The following is a 14,247-nucleotide window of genomic DNA, read 5'->3' on the forward strand; positions in this document are numbered from 1 at the left end:
CTTACGCAGAACACCAATCCGGCCATGCTGCCGAATCGGGTCTTATTTCAGCGGTTTGTGAAACAATATTCAAGCCCGGTGTCATGGCGGGGCCGGTTTTCAACCGTACAATGGACGCACCTTGGGAGGCTACTTGCCGCCCTTGGCCTTGCTGTTCTGGTGAGAACGCAGGATGCGGTTCTTCAGCACGTTCGACGACTTGAAGGTCATCACCCGGCGCGGCAGGATCGGCACCTCTTCACCCGTCTTGGGATTGCGCCCGATACGCTCGTTCTTGGAGCGGACATGGAATGTCGCGAATGACGATAATTTCACCGTCTCGCCACGAACGATGGCTTCGCAGATTTCATCCAGCACCGCTTCGACAAGCTCCGCGGATTCAGTCCGCGACAGACCGACCTTTCGGTAGACGGCCTCGGCAAGGTCGGCGCGCGTAAGTGTCTTTCCCCCCATGCGACCGTCCCATCAGTTCAAACATAAAATCGGCACAACAGCCGCAGAGCCTAAGTAATTGATCCGGCAAGGTCAAGGACCGAAACCGGACCGTTTGGCAACTTACCAACGAACCAGAACAGCGCCCCAGGTGAAGCCGCCGCCCATCGCTTCCAGGAGCACGAGGTCACCCTTCTTGATGCGGCCATCGGCAACGGCCACCGACAACGCCAGCGGTACGGAAGCAGCCGAGGTGTTACCGTGCAAATCGACGGTAACCACCACTTTTTGGTCATCTATTCCGAGCTTCCTGGCGGAAGCGTCAATAATTCGTTTATTGGCCTGATGCGGCACGAACCAATCCAGGTCGGCGGCCGTGATGCCGGCATCCGAGAAGGTCGCCTCGATGACGTCGGTGATCATGCCGACCGCATGCTTGAACACTTCGCGGCCTTCCATGCGGAGGTGGCCGACCGTTCCCGTGGTCGATGGGCCGCCATCGACAAAAAGCTTGTCCTTGTGCGCCCCGTCGGAGCGCAGGCTGGCCGCCAGAACGCCACGGTCGGCGATCGTGCCGCTGCCCTCCCCGGCTTCCAGAACCAGCGCGCCGGCGCCGTCGCCGAACAGCACGCAGGTCGAGCGATCGCTCCAGTCGAGAATGCGTGAAAAAGTCTCCGAGCCGATCACCAGCACGCGCTTGGCCAGGCCGCCACGGATGTAGAGATCGGCCGTCGTCACTGCATAGACAAAGCCGGAGCACACCGCCTGCATGTCGAAGGCAAAGCCGTGATGCATGCCAAGCCGGTTCTGGATTTCGACCGCGGTGGCAGGGAACGTGTTGTTGGGCGTCGAGGTCGCCAGCACGATCAGGTCGATGTCGTCCGGCGTCAGCCCGGCATCGGCTAGTGCCGCGCGCGCCGCGGCCTCACCCAGGGAAGCCGTCGTCTCGTCGTCGGCCGCGATGTGGCGCTGGCGGATGCCGGTGCGCTGGGCAATCCACTCGTCCGAGGTTTCGACCATGCCTTCGAAATCGGCATTCTTCATGATGCGGTGGGGCAGCGCGGCACCGGTGCCGCGCACGACTGATCTGATCAAAGTTCTTTCCTATTCCTTCGCGTCGATAACGACGTCGGATTTCCTAGATGTCAGGGCATGCGGGTTGCGCGCATGAAACAGGTCCAGGTCGGCCTCGATGCGGTCGAGCAGATTGTTGCGGACCATGTCATAGCCGAGTTCGATCGCGGCGGCGAACCCGTCCGAATCAGCACCGCCATGGCTTTTGACGACGATGCCGTTCAAGCCCAGGAAAACGCCGCCGTTGGAGCGGCCGACATCCATCTTTTCGCGCAGCCGATCGAAGGCGCCCTTGGCGAAGACGTAGCCGATCTTGGCCATCAGGGTACGGCTCATGGCGGCGCGAAGATAGCCTGCAATCTGGCGCGCGGTGCCCTCGGCCGTCTTCAGCGCGATATTGCCGGCGAAGCCTTCCGTCACCACCACGTCGACCGTACCCTTGCCGATATCGTCGCCTTCGACGAAGCCATGATAGTTCATCGAGGCCATGTTGGCCTCGCGCAGCATGCGCCCCGCTTCCTTGACCTCTTCCTGGCCCTTGATCTCTTCCACGCCGACATTGAGCAGGCCAACCGTCGGCCGGGCAACGCCGAACACGGAGCGCGCCATGCCGGTGCCCAGAATGGCAAAATCAATGAGCTGGTGCGCATCGGCGCCGATGGTGGCGCCAACGTCCAGAACCACGCTCTCGCCGCGCAATGTCGGCCACAATGCCGCGATCGCCGGGCGATCGATAGTGGCCATGGTGCGCAAGCAGAATTTCGACATCGCCATCAGCGCACCGGTGTTGCCGGCGGAGATGCAGGCGTCCGCGGCGCCCGACTTGACCGCTTCGACCGCCTTCCACATCGACGATTTCCAGCGGCCATGGCGCAACGCCTGGCTCGGCTTGTCGTCCATCCTGACCGCGATTTCGCAGTGGATGAACTCGCTGACCTCGGCCAGTTTGGGAAATTTGGCCAGTTCGGGACGCACCAACTCCTCACGCCCGTAGATGACGAAACGGATGTCGGGACGGCGGGTCGCGACCGTCATGAGCGCCGGAATGACCACGGCTGGTCCGTGATCGCCGCCCATGGCATCGATGGAAATCCTGATCACGCGTTATTCATCTCACGGTTATCCGGCAGGTCGCTTTAGTGGTCGCAAAGGTTCGGCGAAAATAGCGGTTTTGGGCTTTCACACAACCGACTTTTCCGTCGCCGTCGCGGTTTTCAGGATTTTCCCAGCAAGGATCGCAGTTTTTGCTGAAATTCGTTCTCCGCCGGTTCGGTATCGCCGCCGGTATCCAGCGCCGCGCCCGACTTGCGCGGATAGGGGTCGATCGCCAGGCCGAAGAACTGTTCGGCGAGAGCCCCGATATCGATGGTGTCGCCGGAAAACGTTTCGGGACTGTCGGGTCCGTCCGCATCGAGCAGTATTTCGCCGCCGCCTTCGAATCCCTGCCGTCCAAGCTTGGAGTCCTCGGGCAGCAACAGTGCCTCGACCGGTTCATCGATATGGGCCTCGACGGGCTCGAGGGTGACGATGCAGGCCTGGGTAATGTCGGCCTCGACACGGCCGCTGACCTTCACGCCATTGCGCTTCCAGGAGACGACCAGTAGTTCGGCGCGATAGGCTTCGACGGACAGCAGCCCGTGCTCCTCGGCGAGCGCGGCGCGCTGCGCGGCGTCGGCGTCTATCACGACGGGCAGCCCCTTATGCGGCAGACGGGCGACATTTGCGCGGAAGGAAACCGGGCTTTGCGGATCGGCATGTTTCATCGATCAACCTCCCTTGCGAGCGGAAAAGCCACCGTGCCGGAAACGATTGATTCGGATGGCTGCGCGGCCAGTTGCCGACGGACATCGGCGACATAGTTGGCCAGTTGCGATGCCTGCGGCCACGCGCCGGCATCGGGCCGGATATTGCGGGCAAGTGCCGCAGTCAGCCCGTCGTGATCGTTTCTCTCCAGCGCATCGTCATAGGCGGCGGTGCGGCCATAATACATCTTGGCCAGTTTCTTCATGCGTTTGGGCACACCGACATCGCCAATGCCCAGTTCGCGCAGCGAATGATCGACGTCGAGGAAGAACTCGTCGATCAGCACCTGCGCGACCTCTTGCGCCGCGCCGCCCTCGCCGCGCAGCCGATGCTGGAATAGGAACATGTGCAGCGAAAGCATCTCGAACCGGCCGAGAGGCGTGTCCGGCACATTCCACTCAGAATAAAATGCAGTCTGCCGCGCCGCCGCCACGATTTGTGCGTAAAGCGCGTCGGTGATGGCGCGGTTGGCGTGGCGTTCGCGGCCAAAAAGGCGCTGGAACATGGGGATGGTCTCCGGGGACCGTTTGTTGAATGGCCTTGTTGCAACGGCAAGCAAGCTGGTTTACCGGTTTTGCGGCCCAGCGCAAGTTGCGGCGATGTAATGGAGAATTGTTGTTGCGCGCGCTGAATTTCAAGTCGACCTTCACTTCCGGGCCCGCCGGCGCGATCTCGCTGCTGCTTGTCGTTTCGGCATTGTCGGCATGCCACACCAACAAGATGATTGGCGATCTCAGTCCGAGCGAGACGCTGACGCAAGGATATGTCTACGACCAGCAGGCGGTCGATTCGGTGCCCGTCGGGTCCAGCCGCGAGCAGGTGCTTCTGGCGCTAGGCACGCCGTCGACCACGGCCACTTTCGACAATGAGGCGTTTTACTACATCTCGCAAACCCGCAAACGCTATGTCGCCTTCGACAAGCCGAGACTGATCGACCAGAAAGTGCTGGCGGTCTATTTCGGCGATGACGGCCGCGTCACCCAGATCGCCAATTACGGCTTGAAGGACGGCAAGGTTTTCGACTTCATCTCCCGCACGACGCCGACTGGCGGCAAGGACCAGAACTTCCTCAGCCAGATCATCAACGGCGCCAGCAAGCTGGCGCCCGGCATTCCCGGCGGCGGTACTCCCTGATCTTCAGATCCTGCCTTCCCTTTGGGAGGGCAGCACCATCTCAGGCGACCAAAAGCCCGCGGGAGCGATCCTGCGGGTTTTTGTTTTGGTCAAGGACGGGTCCGGCTTGCCAGCTACCGGGCAAGCACCAGACGGCTGGATGGCCCACCCGCACACCCGACCGGCAAACCGTGACACCCGACAGGCTCTCCCAATAAAAATCCGCGGGGATCGCTCCCCGCGGATCTTCATTTCAAAACGCCGGCCGCTCAGCCGTGCGCGAGCACGGCCAGCAGCAAGAGGGCGACGATGTTGGTGATCTTGATCGCCGGATTGACCGCCGGGCCGGCGGTGTCCTTGTAGGGATCGCCGACGGTATCGCCGGTCACCGAGGCCTTGTGCGCCTCGGAGCCCTTCAGGTGCTTGACGCCGTTCTTGTCGGTGAAACCGTCCTCGAACGACTTCTTGGCGTTGTCCCAGGCGCCGCCGCCCGAAGTCATCGAGATGGCCACGAACAGGCCATTGACGATGACGCCGAGCAGCGAAGCGCCGAGAGCAGCGAAGGCGGACGCCTTCGAGCCCGAGATCAGCAGCACGCCGAAGTAGACGACGAGCGGCGCCAGCACCGGCAGCAACGACGGGATGATCATTTCCCGGATCGCCGCCTTGGTCAGGAGATCGACCGCGCGTGCATAGTTCGGCTTGGAGGTGCCGGCCATGATGCCCGGATCCTCGCGGAACTGCTTGCGCACCTCCTCGACGATGGCGCCCGCCGCGCGGCCGACGGCCGTCATGGCGATGCCGCCGAACAGATACGGGATCAGGCCGCCGAAGATGAGGCCCGCGACCACGTAGGGGTTGGAGAGGTCGAAGGAGATTTCGCCCATGCCCTGGAAGTAAGGATATTTGTCGCCATTGGCGGCAAAGAACTTCAGGTCGTTCGAGTAGGCGGCGAACAGGACCAGCGCGCCAAGGCCGGCCGAACCGATGGCATAGCCCTTGGTCACGGCCTTGGTGGTGTTGCCGACCGCGTCGAGCGCGTCGGTGGAGTGGCGCACTTCCTTGGGCAGGCCAGCCATTTCGGCAATGCCGCCGGCATTGTCGGTGACCGGGCCGAAGGCGTCGAGCGCGACGATCATGCCGGCGAGGCCGAGCATTGTGGTGACGGCGATCGCGGTGCCGTAGAGGCCGGCGAGCTGGTAGGTCGAGATGATGCCGCCGACGATGACGATTGCCGGCAGCGCCGTCGATTCCAGCGAGACCGCGAGGCCCTGGATGACGTTGGTACCATGGCCGGTCACCGACGCCTGGGCGATCGAGTTGACCGGGCGCTTGTTGGTGCCGGTGTAGTACTCGGTGATCACCACGATAAGGCCGGTCACCACGAGGCCGATCAGGCCGCAGATGAACAGGTTCTTGCCAGTGATGGTCATGCCGGCGACGGTGCCGACCTCGCCCCAGCCGAGCGTTGCCGAGGTGGCTACGGCGAGGCCGACGATCGACAGCAGGCCGGTGACGATCAGGCCCTTGTAGAGCGCGCCCATGATCGAGCCGTTGGAGCCGAGCTTGACGAAGAAGGTGCCGACGATCGAGGTCAGGATGCAGGCGCCGCAAATGGCGAGCGGATAGAGCATCGCGGCACCCAGGATGGCGGTGCCGCCGAAGAAGATGGCGCCGAGGACCATGGTGGCGACGACCGTCACCGCGTAGGTTTCGAACAGGTCGGCGGCCATGCCGGCGCAGTCGCCGACATTGTCGCCGACATTGTCGGCGATGGTGGCGGGGTTGCGCGGATCATCCTCCGGAATACCGGCTTCGACCTTGCCGACCAGATCGCCGCCGACGTCGGCGCCCTTGGTGAAGATGCCGCCGCCGAGACGGGCGAAGATCGAGATCAGCGACGCGCCGAAACCGAGCGAGACCAGCGAGTCGATGACGATACGGTCGTTGGGCTCAAGGCCCATGAAGTGGGTCAGGATGAGATAGTAGATCGAGACGCCGAGCAGGGCGAGGCCCGCAACCAGCATGCCGGTGATGGCGCCCGACTTGAAAGCGATGTCGAGGCCGGCGGCGAGGCTGTTCGATGCCGCCTGCGCGGTCCGCACATTGGCCCGCACCGAAACGTGCATGCCGATGAAGCCGGCGGCGCCCGACAGCACGGCGCCGATCAGGAAGCCGATCGCGGCGGTGATGGAAAGCAGCCACCAGGCGAGCACGAGCACGACCACGCCGACGATGGCAATGGTTGTGTACTGGCGTGCCAGATAGGCTTGCGCGCCTTCGCGGATGGCGGCGGAGATTTCCTGCATGCGTGCATTGCCCTGATCGGACGCGAGAACCGAACGTGTCGCCCAGATGGCGTAAAGGACAGAAAGCAGACCGCAGGCGATGACGGCGGAAATAATTGTCATTGCCGGATTTTCCTCGATTGATGGCCCAAAAGAACCCCTCCCTGGGCCGTTGAGACAAAGACCGGATCCGCGAACGGAATCCGCCTCTTCGCAGCGGTGTATGCGAAACAGGGTCGCGAACGTCAAGATATTGTTCGTTTTTTGCCCGGCTTTCGCCCAAAAGACAAAAGCCGCGACGGTCCTGCCCGTGCGGTCTTTCATTTAGATCGATTGAAATGACGCAAGGGAATCATTCCGACGAGCCCGCCAGCGCCCTCAAGAGCTACTCCGCCTCGCGTCCCATGCGCCGCGCCGCGTAGTGCTCGACGGCCGACAGGCCGTCATAGATCAGCACGGCCAGTGCGGCCACGATCAGGCCGCCCTGCAGGATGAAGGCCAGGTTGTTCGACAACAGGCCGGCAATGATGACCTCCCCCAGCGTCCTGGCGGCCACGGTCGAACCGATGGTGGCCGTGGCCAGGCTGATCACCACCGACAGCCTGATGCCGCCAAGGATGATCGGCGCGCTGAGCGGCAGTTCGACCTTGGTCAGCCGCTGCCAACCAGTCATGCCGGTGCCGCGCGCCGCCTCGACGACGTTGGCTGGGGGTGTCGTCAGCCCGGTGAGCGCATTTTCGAAGATCGGCAGCAAGCCGTAGAGAAACAGCGCGATCAGGGTCGGCTTCTCGCCGAAGCCGACCGCCGGCACGGCGAGCGCCAGCACCGCCACCGGGGGAAAGGTCTGGCCGATGTTGACCAGGCTGCGCGACAAGGGCAGGAATTCGGCACCGGCCGGCCTGGTGACGAGAATAGCCAGGGCCACCGCGACAATGGTCGCCGCGACGGTGGCGATCAGCACGGTACGCAGATGCAAAAGCGTCAGCGTCAGCAGGCTGCCCTGATTGTAGATTGCGGGAGCGTTGTTTTCCGTCAGCGGCTTCAGCAGCGGCTCGAACCATCCCGGGCTGGTGACGAAGGCAACGAGCAGCACCACCAGCGCAAGCCTGAGCAGCAAAGGCAGCCAGGCCTTCATGCCGGCCTCGCCGCGCGCTTGACCAGCCCGTCCACCGTGACGCGGCCGATCGGCTTGCCGTCGGCGCCTTTCACCGGCAGCGCCGGCCGGCCCGACCAGAGCAGTTCAGCCAGCGCGTCGCGCTGGCTGGCATCACCGGGGATCGCCTCGCCATCGGCGGCGCCCTTCTCCACGGCGTCGCGGACCCGCCCGAGCGACAACAGCCTGAATGGCCGTTCGCTGGCGCCGACCAGGGTCTCGACGAAGCTGCTGGCCGGGTTTGCCAGGAGCTCGGCGGGTTTGGCGTATTGCACGAGCTTGCCGGCATCCATCACGGCGATCTTGTCACCCATATGCACGGCCTCCTCCATGTCATGGGTGACGAGGATGATGGTGGTGCCGAAGCGTTTCTGGATGGCCAGCAGGTCTTCCTGCGCCTTGGTGCGGATGATCGGGTCGAGCGCGCCGAATGGCTCGTCCATCAGCAGCACGTTGGGTTCGGCGGCGAGCGCGCGGGCAACGCCGACGCGCTGCTGCTGGCCGCCGGACAATTCGTGCGGGTAGCGCGGCCCGAATTCCCGCGGATCGAGCTGGTAGAGCGTCATCAACTCGTCCACGCGCGCATCGATACGGGCCTTGTCCCAACCGAGCAGCACCGGCACGGTGGCGATGTTCTGCGCCACGGTTCGGTGCGGAAACAGGCCATGGCCCTGGATTGCATAACCGATGCTGCGGCGCAGTTCGTAGCCGGGTACCGAGCGATTGTCGGCGCCGTCGAGCTTGATGATGCCGGCGGTCGGTTCGACCAGCCGGTTGATCATGCGCAGCAGCGTCGTCTTGCCGGAGCCGGAGGTGCCGACAATGACCGCGATGGTGCGCGGCTCGATGACCATCGACACGTCGTCGACCACCGTTGTCGCGTCGTAGCGCTTGGTAATGCCTTCGATCTCGATCATGCAGTTTCAACCCTGCGCTTGGTGGCGGTCATTTCGATCACCGCATCGAGGACGATGGCGGCGGCGAAGGCGAGCGCCACGGTCGGCACCGCGCCGAGCAGCACAAGGTCCATCGCCGTCTGGCCGACGCCCTGGAAGACGAACACGCCAAAGCCGCCGCCGCCGATCAGTGCGGCTATGGTGGCGAGGCCGATGTTCTGCACCAGCACGATGCGGATGCCGGTCAGGATCACCGGAAAGGCCAGTGGAAACTCGACGCCGAACAGGCGCTGGCGTTCGGTCATGCCCATGCCGCGCGCCGCATCGTTGGCGGCTCGCGGCACCCCGGCGAGGCCGACCACGGTGTTGGCCACCACCGGCAGCAGCGAATAGAGGAACAGGGCGACGAAAGCAGGTGCCGTGCCTATGCCGCGGATGCCGAGCGCGGCGGCTCCCGGCACATGTGTTGCGACCCAGCCGAGCGGCGCGATCAGCAGGCCGAACAGCGCGATCGAGGGAATGGTCTGGATGATGTTGAGCACGTTGAGCACGCCGGCCCGCAGCCTTTCGACGCGATGGCAGAGGATGCCGAGAGGCAGGCCGACGACCACCGCGGCAAGCAGGGAGCCGAGCGCCAGGGTCACATGCTTGGAGCCTTCGGCCCAGAAACTGTCGGCGCGGTTGGCGTATTCCTTGAGGATGGAAAGGTCGTTCCAGGCCCCCGACACCAAAAGCAGGCCAATCGCCATAGCGGCGGCGACCAGCACGCCGACACGGGCCGAGGGCGACAGGTTCAGGCGCGTCAACACGTCCGCCAGCAAAAGCGTGAAGGCGAAGATGAGTATCCAGAAACCGGAGGCCGGCGACACCCGCGCAAACGTGTTGCCGGCCGGCGTGAGAAACGTGCCGGCGACGCCGACAAGCACCGCGAGCGCGGCCAGCGCCACCACGCTGGCGGCAAGGCGCAGCATGAGCTGCGTCCTGAACAGTGCGATGAGCGCTGCCGCGACCACGATTGCCAAAAGCAAAGGCCCGGTGATCGCCGGCAGCGCCTCGAGAATCGAGCGCGCCTGGCCGGGGACTATGCGGTTGGCGCGGAACGTGGCGAAGGGGGCAAGGAACGCCGCGTAGGCCGCGATCGCGGCAATGACCACGCCGAGCTTGTCGAAGCGGAGGGTCATGGTCGCCCCACTTGGGTGGCGACTTGCCATGTCGCGCACGGCTGGCTGGCGATTGGCGAAAGCCGACTTGATATCCGATCTCCCCCCTTGCGGGGGAGATGGCCGGCAGGCCAGAGGGGGGTGTGAAGGATCGCCAACTTTCGATCGTTGGCTTGTTCAGAAGCAATCCTGTCGAAGCCCGCAGCTGTAACGGGTTGAGAGGTCGGCGGGACAGCACCCCCCTCTGTCCTGCCGGACATCTCCCCCGCAAGGGGGGAGATCAGCAGCTTCCAGAGAGGGGCGCCTCGCACCAACGTCGCTTCCGGGTGCGCTGACTACTTCAGGAACCCGTTCTTCTTCAAAAAGTCCTCGGCGACGCCCTTGACCGGCTCGCCGCCGACCTGCACGCGGCCGTTCAGTTCCTGCAGGGTGACGAGATCGAGCTTGGCGAAGACCGGCTTCAGCAGCGTCTCGATCTCGGGATGTTCCTTGAGCACGGATTCGCGGATGATCGGCGCCGGCTGGTAGACCGGCTGCACGCCCTTGTCGTCCTCGAGCACGACAAGACCGGACGGCGCGATGCCGCCGTCGGTGCCGTAGACCATGGCGGCGTTGGCCCCGCTGGTCTGGTTGGCGGCCGCGGCGATGGTCGCAGCCGTGTCGCCACCGGAGAGCGTGATCAGTTGCTCGGGCTTCAGCTTGAAGCCGTAGGTGGTCTGGAAGGCCGGCAAGGCTGCCGCCGAATTGACGAACTCCGCGGATGCCGCCAGCACCACCTGGCCGCCGCCAGCGACATATTTGCCGAAGTCGGAGAGCGAGGCGAGCTTGTTGGTGTCGGCCACTTCCTTGCGCAATGCGATCGCCCAGGTGTTGTTGGCGGGCGCCGGCGACAGCCAAACGATCTTGTTGGCGTCGTAGTCGAGCTTCTTGGCCGTCTCATAGGCCTTGGCGGCATCCTTCCACGCGGGGTCGTCGGCCTTCTCAAAGAAGAAGGCGGCGTTGCCGGTGTATTCGGGATAGATGTCGATCTCGCCGGCGGTGATCGCCTTGCGCACCACCGGCGTGCCGCCGAGTTGGATGCGGTCGGTCGTCTTGATATTGTTGGCGTTGAGTACGAGTTGGATGATGTTACCGAGCACGCCACCCTCGGTGTCGATCTTCGAGGAGACAACCACCTGGGCGCTGGCGGATGCCATGGTGATGCCTAGCGCCAACGCCGCGCTGGCCAGAACCTTGACTGAAAACATCGTGAAAATCCCTTGCTGTGAACCGTGATGCGGCGGCCGCATATGAGCATGGCTTCAACGGCCAGTCGGGGCACACGGTTTCATAACAATGGGCACAGGCGCAATATTTTTGTTGGGAAAGTCAATTTCGAGGCGACGCTGGCGATCTGGCGCCATCTGGCGGATAATGCAGTGACGGTGCGGGTGGCAAACACGGAGAGCGTGTCATGGCCATACACAAAGTCGGTTACCTCATCGGCAGTCTTGCCCGGGGATCCATCAACCGCAAGCTAGCGAAGGCGCTCGTTCAACTGGCTCCTCCGGAACTTGAGATGACGGAAATCCCTTTCAGGGATCTGCCCCTTTACAGCTACGACTACGACGCCGATTTCCCGCAGGTCGCCCTAGATTTCAAGCAGGCGATCGCGTCCGTCCAGGCCGTGCTGTTCGTCACGCCGGAGTACAATCGCTCGATCCCCGGCGGATTGAAGAACGCGATCGATTGGGCCAGCCGCCCCTATGGAAAGAATTCATTCGCACGCAAACCGTCCGCCGTCATCGGAACATCGCCGGGCGCCATCGCAACCGCTGTCGCCCAACAAAGCCTGCGCAGCGTCCTGAGCTTCTGCAACTCACCCCAGATGAATGCCCCGGAGGCCTATATCCAGTTCACCCCCGGACTGATAACGGACGACGGCGAAGTGACGGTCGAATCCACCGAGGACTTCCTGCGCAACTACATGGCTGAGTTCCACATGTTCATAGCGCGGGTGCTTCAGGTTCTGCCGCCGGACGCATAGCGTTCGGCTTCAGGTCGGGCGCGCGCTCGTCATCTTCAGCGCGCCCAGCGCCACGAAACAGAGCACGGCAACCGGGAAGATCATCCAATTCAGCATGGTCCAGCCCCAGGCGTTGTAGACCATGCCCGACATCAGCGAAGCGCAGGCGACGGAGCCGAACAGGACAAAGTCGTGGAAGCCCTGCACCTTGCCCTTTTCCGACGTCCGGTAGCTGGCCGCCACCATCGCGGTGGCGCCGATGAAGGCAAAGTTCCAGCCGAGGCCAAGCAGGATGAGCGCCGTCCAGAACTGCCATAATGCCAGGCCCGACAAAGCTACGGCACCACAGCCGATCAGCAGCAGCAGGCCGATGGCGACAATGCGTTCGGCGCCGAAACGATGGATCAGCGAGCCGGTGAAGAAGCTCGGCGCGAACATCGCCATGACGTGCCAGGAGATGCCCAGCGTCGCATCATCCTCCGACAGGCCGCAGCCGACCATGGCCAGCGGTGCGCCGGTCATGACGAAGCTCATCAGCGCATAGCTGCCGACCGCACAGAACAGCGCCGCGACGAAACGGGGCTTGGTTACGATTTCCGCCAACGGTCTTGCGTCGCTGTCGGCGATTTCCACCCTGCCGGGCACCCTCGCCGGCAGTTGCAGGAAGGAGAGGATGACGGCGCCGGCCGCGGCAAGCGGCAGTATGGAGGCGAACGCGCCGGCAAACATCACCGGTGCGAACAATTCGCGGGTGAAGATGACGATCTGTGGCCCAAGGATGGCGGTGACGATGCCGCCTGCCAGCACGAAGGAAATGGCGCGCGCCTTGAATTCAGGTGGCGCGTTGTCGGCGGCGGCGAAGCGGAACTGCTGCACGAACGCCCCGCCGACACCGATCACCAGCAGCGCGAACGCGAACAGCCAAAAGCTGCCATGGAAAAGTGCCGATGTGGCGATCAGGCCGCCAAGAGCGGTAACCACGGTTCCGGTCATGAAACCGCCGCGCTGGCCCACCTTGCGGATGATGGCCGCGGCGGGCAGAGCGCCGAGCGCCACGCCAAGGTTGAAGCCGGTGATCGGCGCCGTCGCCAGCGATTTGTCGGCACCGAGCAGATATTGCCCGGCCAGCGCGCCCATCGAGATGGCAATGGGTGCCGCCGAGCCGATGATCGCCTGCGAGGCGGCGAGGATCAGCGCTGTGCGCCGCCCATCCTTGGCCGTCTCGATGGCGACGGCTGTCACGATGCGTCCTTGCCGCGTCCCTCGCCGCGCACCCGGCGTGACACGCGGTCGAGCACGGCGTTGACCAGCTTCGGCTCGTCTTCCTCGTAGAAGGCCTTGGCGATGTCGACATATTCCGAGACGATCACCGCCACCGGCACGTCTTCGCGCTTCATCAACTCATAGACGCCGGCGCGCAGGATGGCGCGCAACGTCGAATCGAGCCTCGACAGCGGCCAGTCCTCGGTCAGCGACTGGCGGATGATCGGATCGATGGTCTTCTGATCCTCGACGACGCCCGTCAGGATAGCGCGGAACCATTGCGCATCCGCCTCGCGGTAGAGCGCGCCATCAACTTCCTTGCCAAGGCGGAACGCCTCATACTCGGCGGTGATCTCGAAGACGCCGCTGCCGGCGACATCCATCTGATAGAGCGCCTGCACCGCGGCAAGACGGGCAGCCCCGCGCTTGTTGGCGTGGCGCACCGCCGGCTGGCCGGGCGACGCGGGCTCGCTCACGATTGCGCTCCCAGTTTTTCCTTGAGCGCGATCATGGTCAGCGCCGCACGCGCGGCAAAGCCGCCCTTGTCGCCTTCCGAGCGCTTGGCCCGCGTCCACGCCTGCGCGTCGTTCTCGGTGGTCAGGATGCCGTTGCCGATGCAGACAGAATCCTGCACGGACAGGTCCATGAGCGCGCGGCTGGATTCATTGGCGACGATGTCGAAATGGTATGTGTCGCCGCGAACGACGGTGCCGAGCGCAACGAAGCCGTCGTAGTTCGTGCCGCCTTCCGCCGCGCCGTCCAGCGCGAAGGTGATCACCGCGGGAATCTCCAGCGAGCCTGGAACCGTGACGACGTCGTAGGTCGCGCCTGCTTCATCGAGCGCGCTTGTCGCGCCATCAAGCAACGCGTCGGCAAGGCCATCGTGGAAGCGCGCTTCGATGATAAGCAAGTGCGCCTTCGCCTTCGGGCGAATGAAGGCTTTGCCGTGTTGGGAGGTACCAGCCATAAAAGTCTCCGGGGGGTTGCCGGTGACTTAGGCCGAAGCCGGGTTGATCGCAAGCACAAGATTGTCGGGAGACGCCAAAGGTCCGTTGAACTT

Annotated in this window: 15 protein-coding genes; 2 read left to right on the plus strand and 13 right to left on the minus strand. The window is 63.8% G+C overall.

The window, feature by feature from the left end; translation table 11 throughout:
• Positions 1-129 precede the first annotated feature (129 nt).
• The 5 genes from AC0NIH_RS24115 to AC0NIH_RS24135 form a co-directional block, all read right to left on the minus strand.
• Complete coding sequence (locus AC0NIH_RS24115; RefSeq protein ID WP_010915609.1) at positions 130-453, minus strand: integration host factor subunit alpha; 324 nt, start codon at positions 451-453, stop codon at positions 130-132.
• Positions 454-555: 102 nt separating this feature from the next.
• The gene (locus tag AC0NIH_RS24120; protein ID WP_473466702.1) at positions 556-1,527 is read right to left on the minus strand and encodes a beta-ketoacyl-ACP synthase III; all 972 of its coding nucleotides are present in this window, start codon (positions 1,525-1,527) and stop codon (positions 556-558) included.
• 9 nt (positions 1,528-1,536) lie between these two features.
• Positions 1,537-2,607 carry a phosphate acyltransferase PlsX gene (plsX, locus tag AC0NIH_RS24125; RefSeq protein ID WP_023764082.1) on the minus strand — a complete coding sequence of 357 codons (1,071 nt, stop codon included), beginning with the start codon at positions 2,605-2,607 and terminating at the stop codon, positions 1,537-1,539.
• Between the two features lie 113 nt (positions 2,608-2,720).
• Entirely contained in the window at positions 2,721-3,269 is a 549-nt protein-coding gene (locus tag AC0NIH_RS24130; RefSeq protein ID WP_473466700.1) for a YceD family protein, read from the minus strand.
• Positions 3,266-3,814, minus strand: coding sequence for a ubiquinol-cytochrome C chaperone family protein (locus AC0NIH_RS24135; RefSeq protein WP_224689831.1), 549 nt, complete (start codon positions 3,812-3,814; stop codon positions 3,266-3,268). The genes AC0NIH_RS24130 and AC0NIH_RS24135 overlap by 4 nt, the downstream gene beginning before the upstream one ends.
• Before the next feature lie 113 nt (positions 3,815-3,927).
• Between AC0NIH_RS24135 and AC0NIH_RS24140 the strand changes: the two genes are divergently transcribed.
• Entirely contained in the window at positions 3,928-4,443 is a 516-nt protein-coding gene (locus AC0NIH_RS24140) for an outer membrane protein assembly factor BamE (protein WP_023764079.1), read from the plus strand.
• 248 nt (positions 4,444-4,691) lie between these two features.
• Here AC0NIH_RS24140 and AC0NIH_RS24145 read toward each other — a convergent pair whose 3' ends face one another.
• The 5 genes from AC0NIH_RS24145 to osmF all read right to left on the minus strand — a co-directional run bounded on the left by AC0NIH_RS24145 (position 4,692) and on the right by osmF (position 11,166).
• A complete protein-coding gene (locus tag AC0NIH_RS24145; RefSeq protein ID WP_013895982.1) occupies positions 4,692-6,833 on the minus strand; it encodes a sodium-translocating pyrophosphatase in 2,142 nt (713 codons plus the stop codon).
• Between the two features lie 262 nt (positions 6,834-7,095).
• A complete protein-coding gene (locus AC0NIH_RS24150; protein ID WP_473466697.1) occupies positions 7,096-7,845 on the minus strand; it encodes an ABC transporter permease in 750 nt (249 codons plus the stop codon).
• Positions 7,842-8,780: an ABC transporter ATP-binding protein gene (locus tag AC0NIH_RS24155; RefSeq protein ID WP_473466692.1), complete on the minus strand. Its 939-nt coding sequence runs from the start codon at positions 8,778-8,780 to the stop codon at positions 7,842-7,844. Before AC0NIH_RS24155 ends, AC0NIH_RS24150 begins: the two co-directional genes overlap by 4 nt.
• Positions 8,777-9,940: an ABC transporter permease gene (locus AC0NIH_RS24160; protein WP_473466690.1), complete on the minus strand. Its 1,164-nt coding sequence runs from the start codon at positions 9,938-9,940 to the stop codon at positions 8,777-8,779. The genes AC0NIH_RS24155 and AC0NIH_RS24160 overlap by 4 nt, the downstream gene beginning before the upstream one ends.
• A gap of 314 nt (positions 9,941-10,254) precedes the next feature.
• The gene (osmF, locus tag AC0NIH_RS24165) at positions 10,255-11,166 is read right to left on the minus strand and encodes a glycine betaine ABC transporter substrate-binding protein OsmF (protein WP_023764076.1); all 912 of its coding nucleotides are present in this window, start codon (positions 11,164-11,166) and stop codon (positions 10,255-10,257) included.
• A 206-nt stretch (positions 11,167-11,372) separates the two neighbouring features.
• Here osmF and AC0NIH_RS24170 point away from each other — a divergent pair, with 206 nt between their 5' ends.
• Positions 11,373-11,945, plus strand: a complete 573-nt coding sequence (locus AC0NIH_RS24170; protein ID WP_023764075.1) for an NADPH-dependent FMN reductase — start codon at positions 11,373-11,375, stop codon at positions 11,943-11,945.
• Between the two features lie 9 nt (positions 11,946-11,954).
• Here the strand turns inward: AC0NIH_RS24170 and AC0NIH_RS24175 are convergent, their stop codons facing one another.
• The 3 genes from AC0NIH_RS24175 to ribH are packed head-to-tail and all read right to left on the minus strand — an operon-like array spanning position 11,955 to position 14,154.
• Positions 11,955-13,166, minus strand: a complete 1,212-nt coding sequence (locus tag AC0NIH_RS24175) for an MFS transporter (RefSeq protein WP_473466689.1) — start codon at positions 13,164-13,166, stop codon at positions 11,955-11,957.
• A complete protein-coding gene (gene nusB, locus AC0NIH_RS24180; RefSeq protein WP_013895989.1) occupies positions 13,163-13,663 on the minus strand; it encodes a transcription antitermination factor NusB in 501 nt (166 codons plus the stop codon). Before nusB ends, AC0NIH_RS24175 begins: the two co-directional genes overlap by 4 nt.
• On the minus strand, positions 13,660-14,154 hold the full coding sequence (gene ribH, locus AC0NIH_RS24185; protein WP_140571386.1) for a 6,7-dimethyl-8-ribityllumazine synthase: 495 nt from the start codon (positions 14,152-14,154) through the stop codon (positions 13,660-13,662). The genes nusB and ribH overlap by 4 nt, the downstream gene beginning before the upstream one ends.
• Positions 14,155-14,247 lie beyond the last annotated feature (93 nt).

The sequence above is a fragment of the Mesorhizobium sp. WSM1386 genome (assembly GCF_055901595.1).

Bases quoted from the DNA above. Each gene is read 5' to 3' on its own strand.
- AC0NIH_RS24115 (WP_010915609.1), bottom strand. From the start codon at position 453: ATGGGGGGAAAGACACTTACGCGCGCCGACCTTGCCGAGGCCGTCTAC.
- AC0NIH_RS24130 (WP_473466700.1), bottom strand. From the start codon at position 3,269: ATGAAACATGCCGATCCGCAAAGCCCGGTTTCCTTCCGCGCAAATGTC.
- AC0NIH_RS24135 (WP_224689831.1), bottom strand. From the start codon at position 3,814: ATGTTCCAGCGCCTTTTTGGCCGCGAACGCCACGCCAACCGCGCCATC.
- AC0NIH_RS24145 (WP_013895982.1), bottom strand. From the start codon at position 6,833: ATGACAATTATTTCCGCCGTCATCGCCTGCGGTCTGCTTTCTGTCCTT.
- AC0NIH_RS24150 (WP_473466697.1), bottom strand. From the start codon at position 7,845: ATGAAGGCCTGGCTGCCTTTGCTGCTCAGGCTTGCGCTGGTGGTGCTG.
- AC0NIH_RS24155 (WP_473466692.1), bottom strand. From the start codon at position 8,780: ATGATCGAGATCGAAGGCATTACCAAGCGCTACGACGCGACAACGGTG.
- AC0NIH_RS24160 (WP_473466690.1), bottom strand. From the start codon at position 9,940: ATGACCCTCCGCTTCGACAAGCTCGGCGTGGTCATTGCCGCGATCGCG.
- osmF (WP_023764076.1), bottom strand. From the start codon at position 11,166: ATGTTTTCAGTCAAGGTTCTGGCCAGCGCGGCGTTGGCGCTAGGCATC.
- AC0NIH_RS24170 (WP_023764075.1), top strand. From the start codon at position 11,373: ATGGCCATACACAAAGTCGGTTACCTCATCGGCAGTCTTGCCCGGGGA.
- ribH (WP_140571386.1), bottom strand. From the start codon at position 14,154: ATGGCTGGTACCTCCCAACACGGCAAAGCCTTCATTCGCCCGAAGGCG.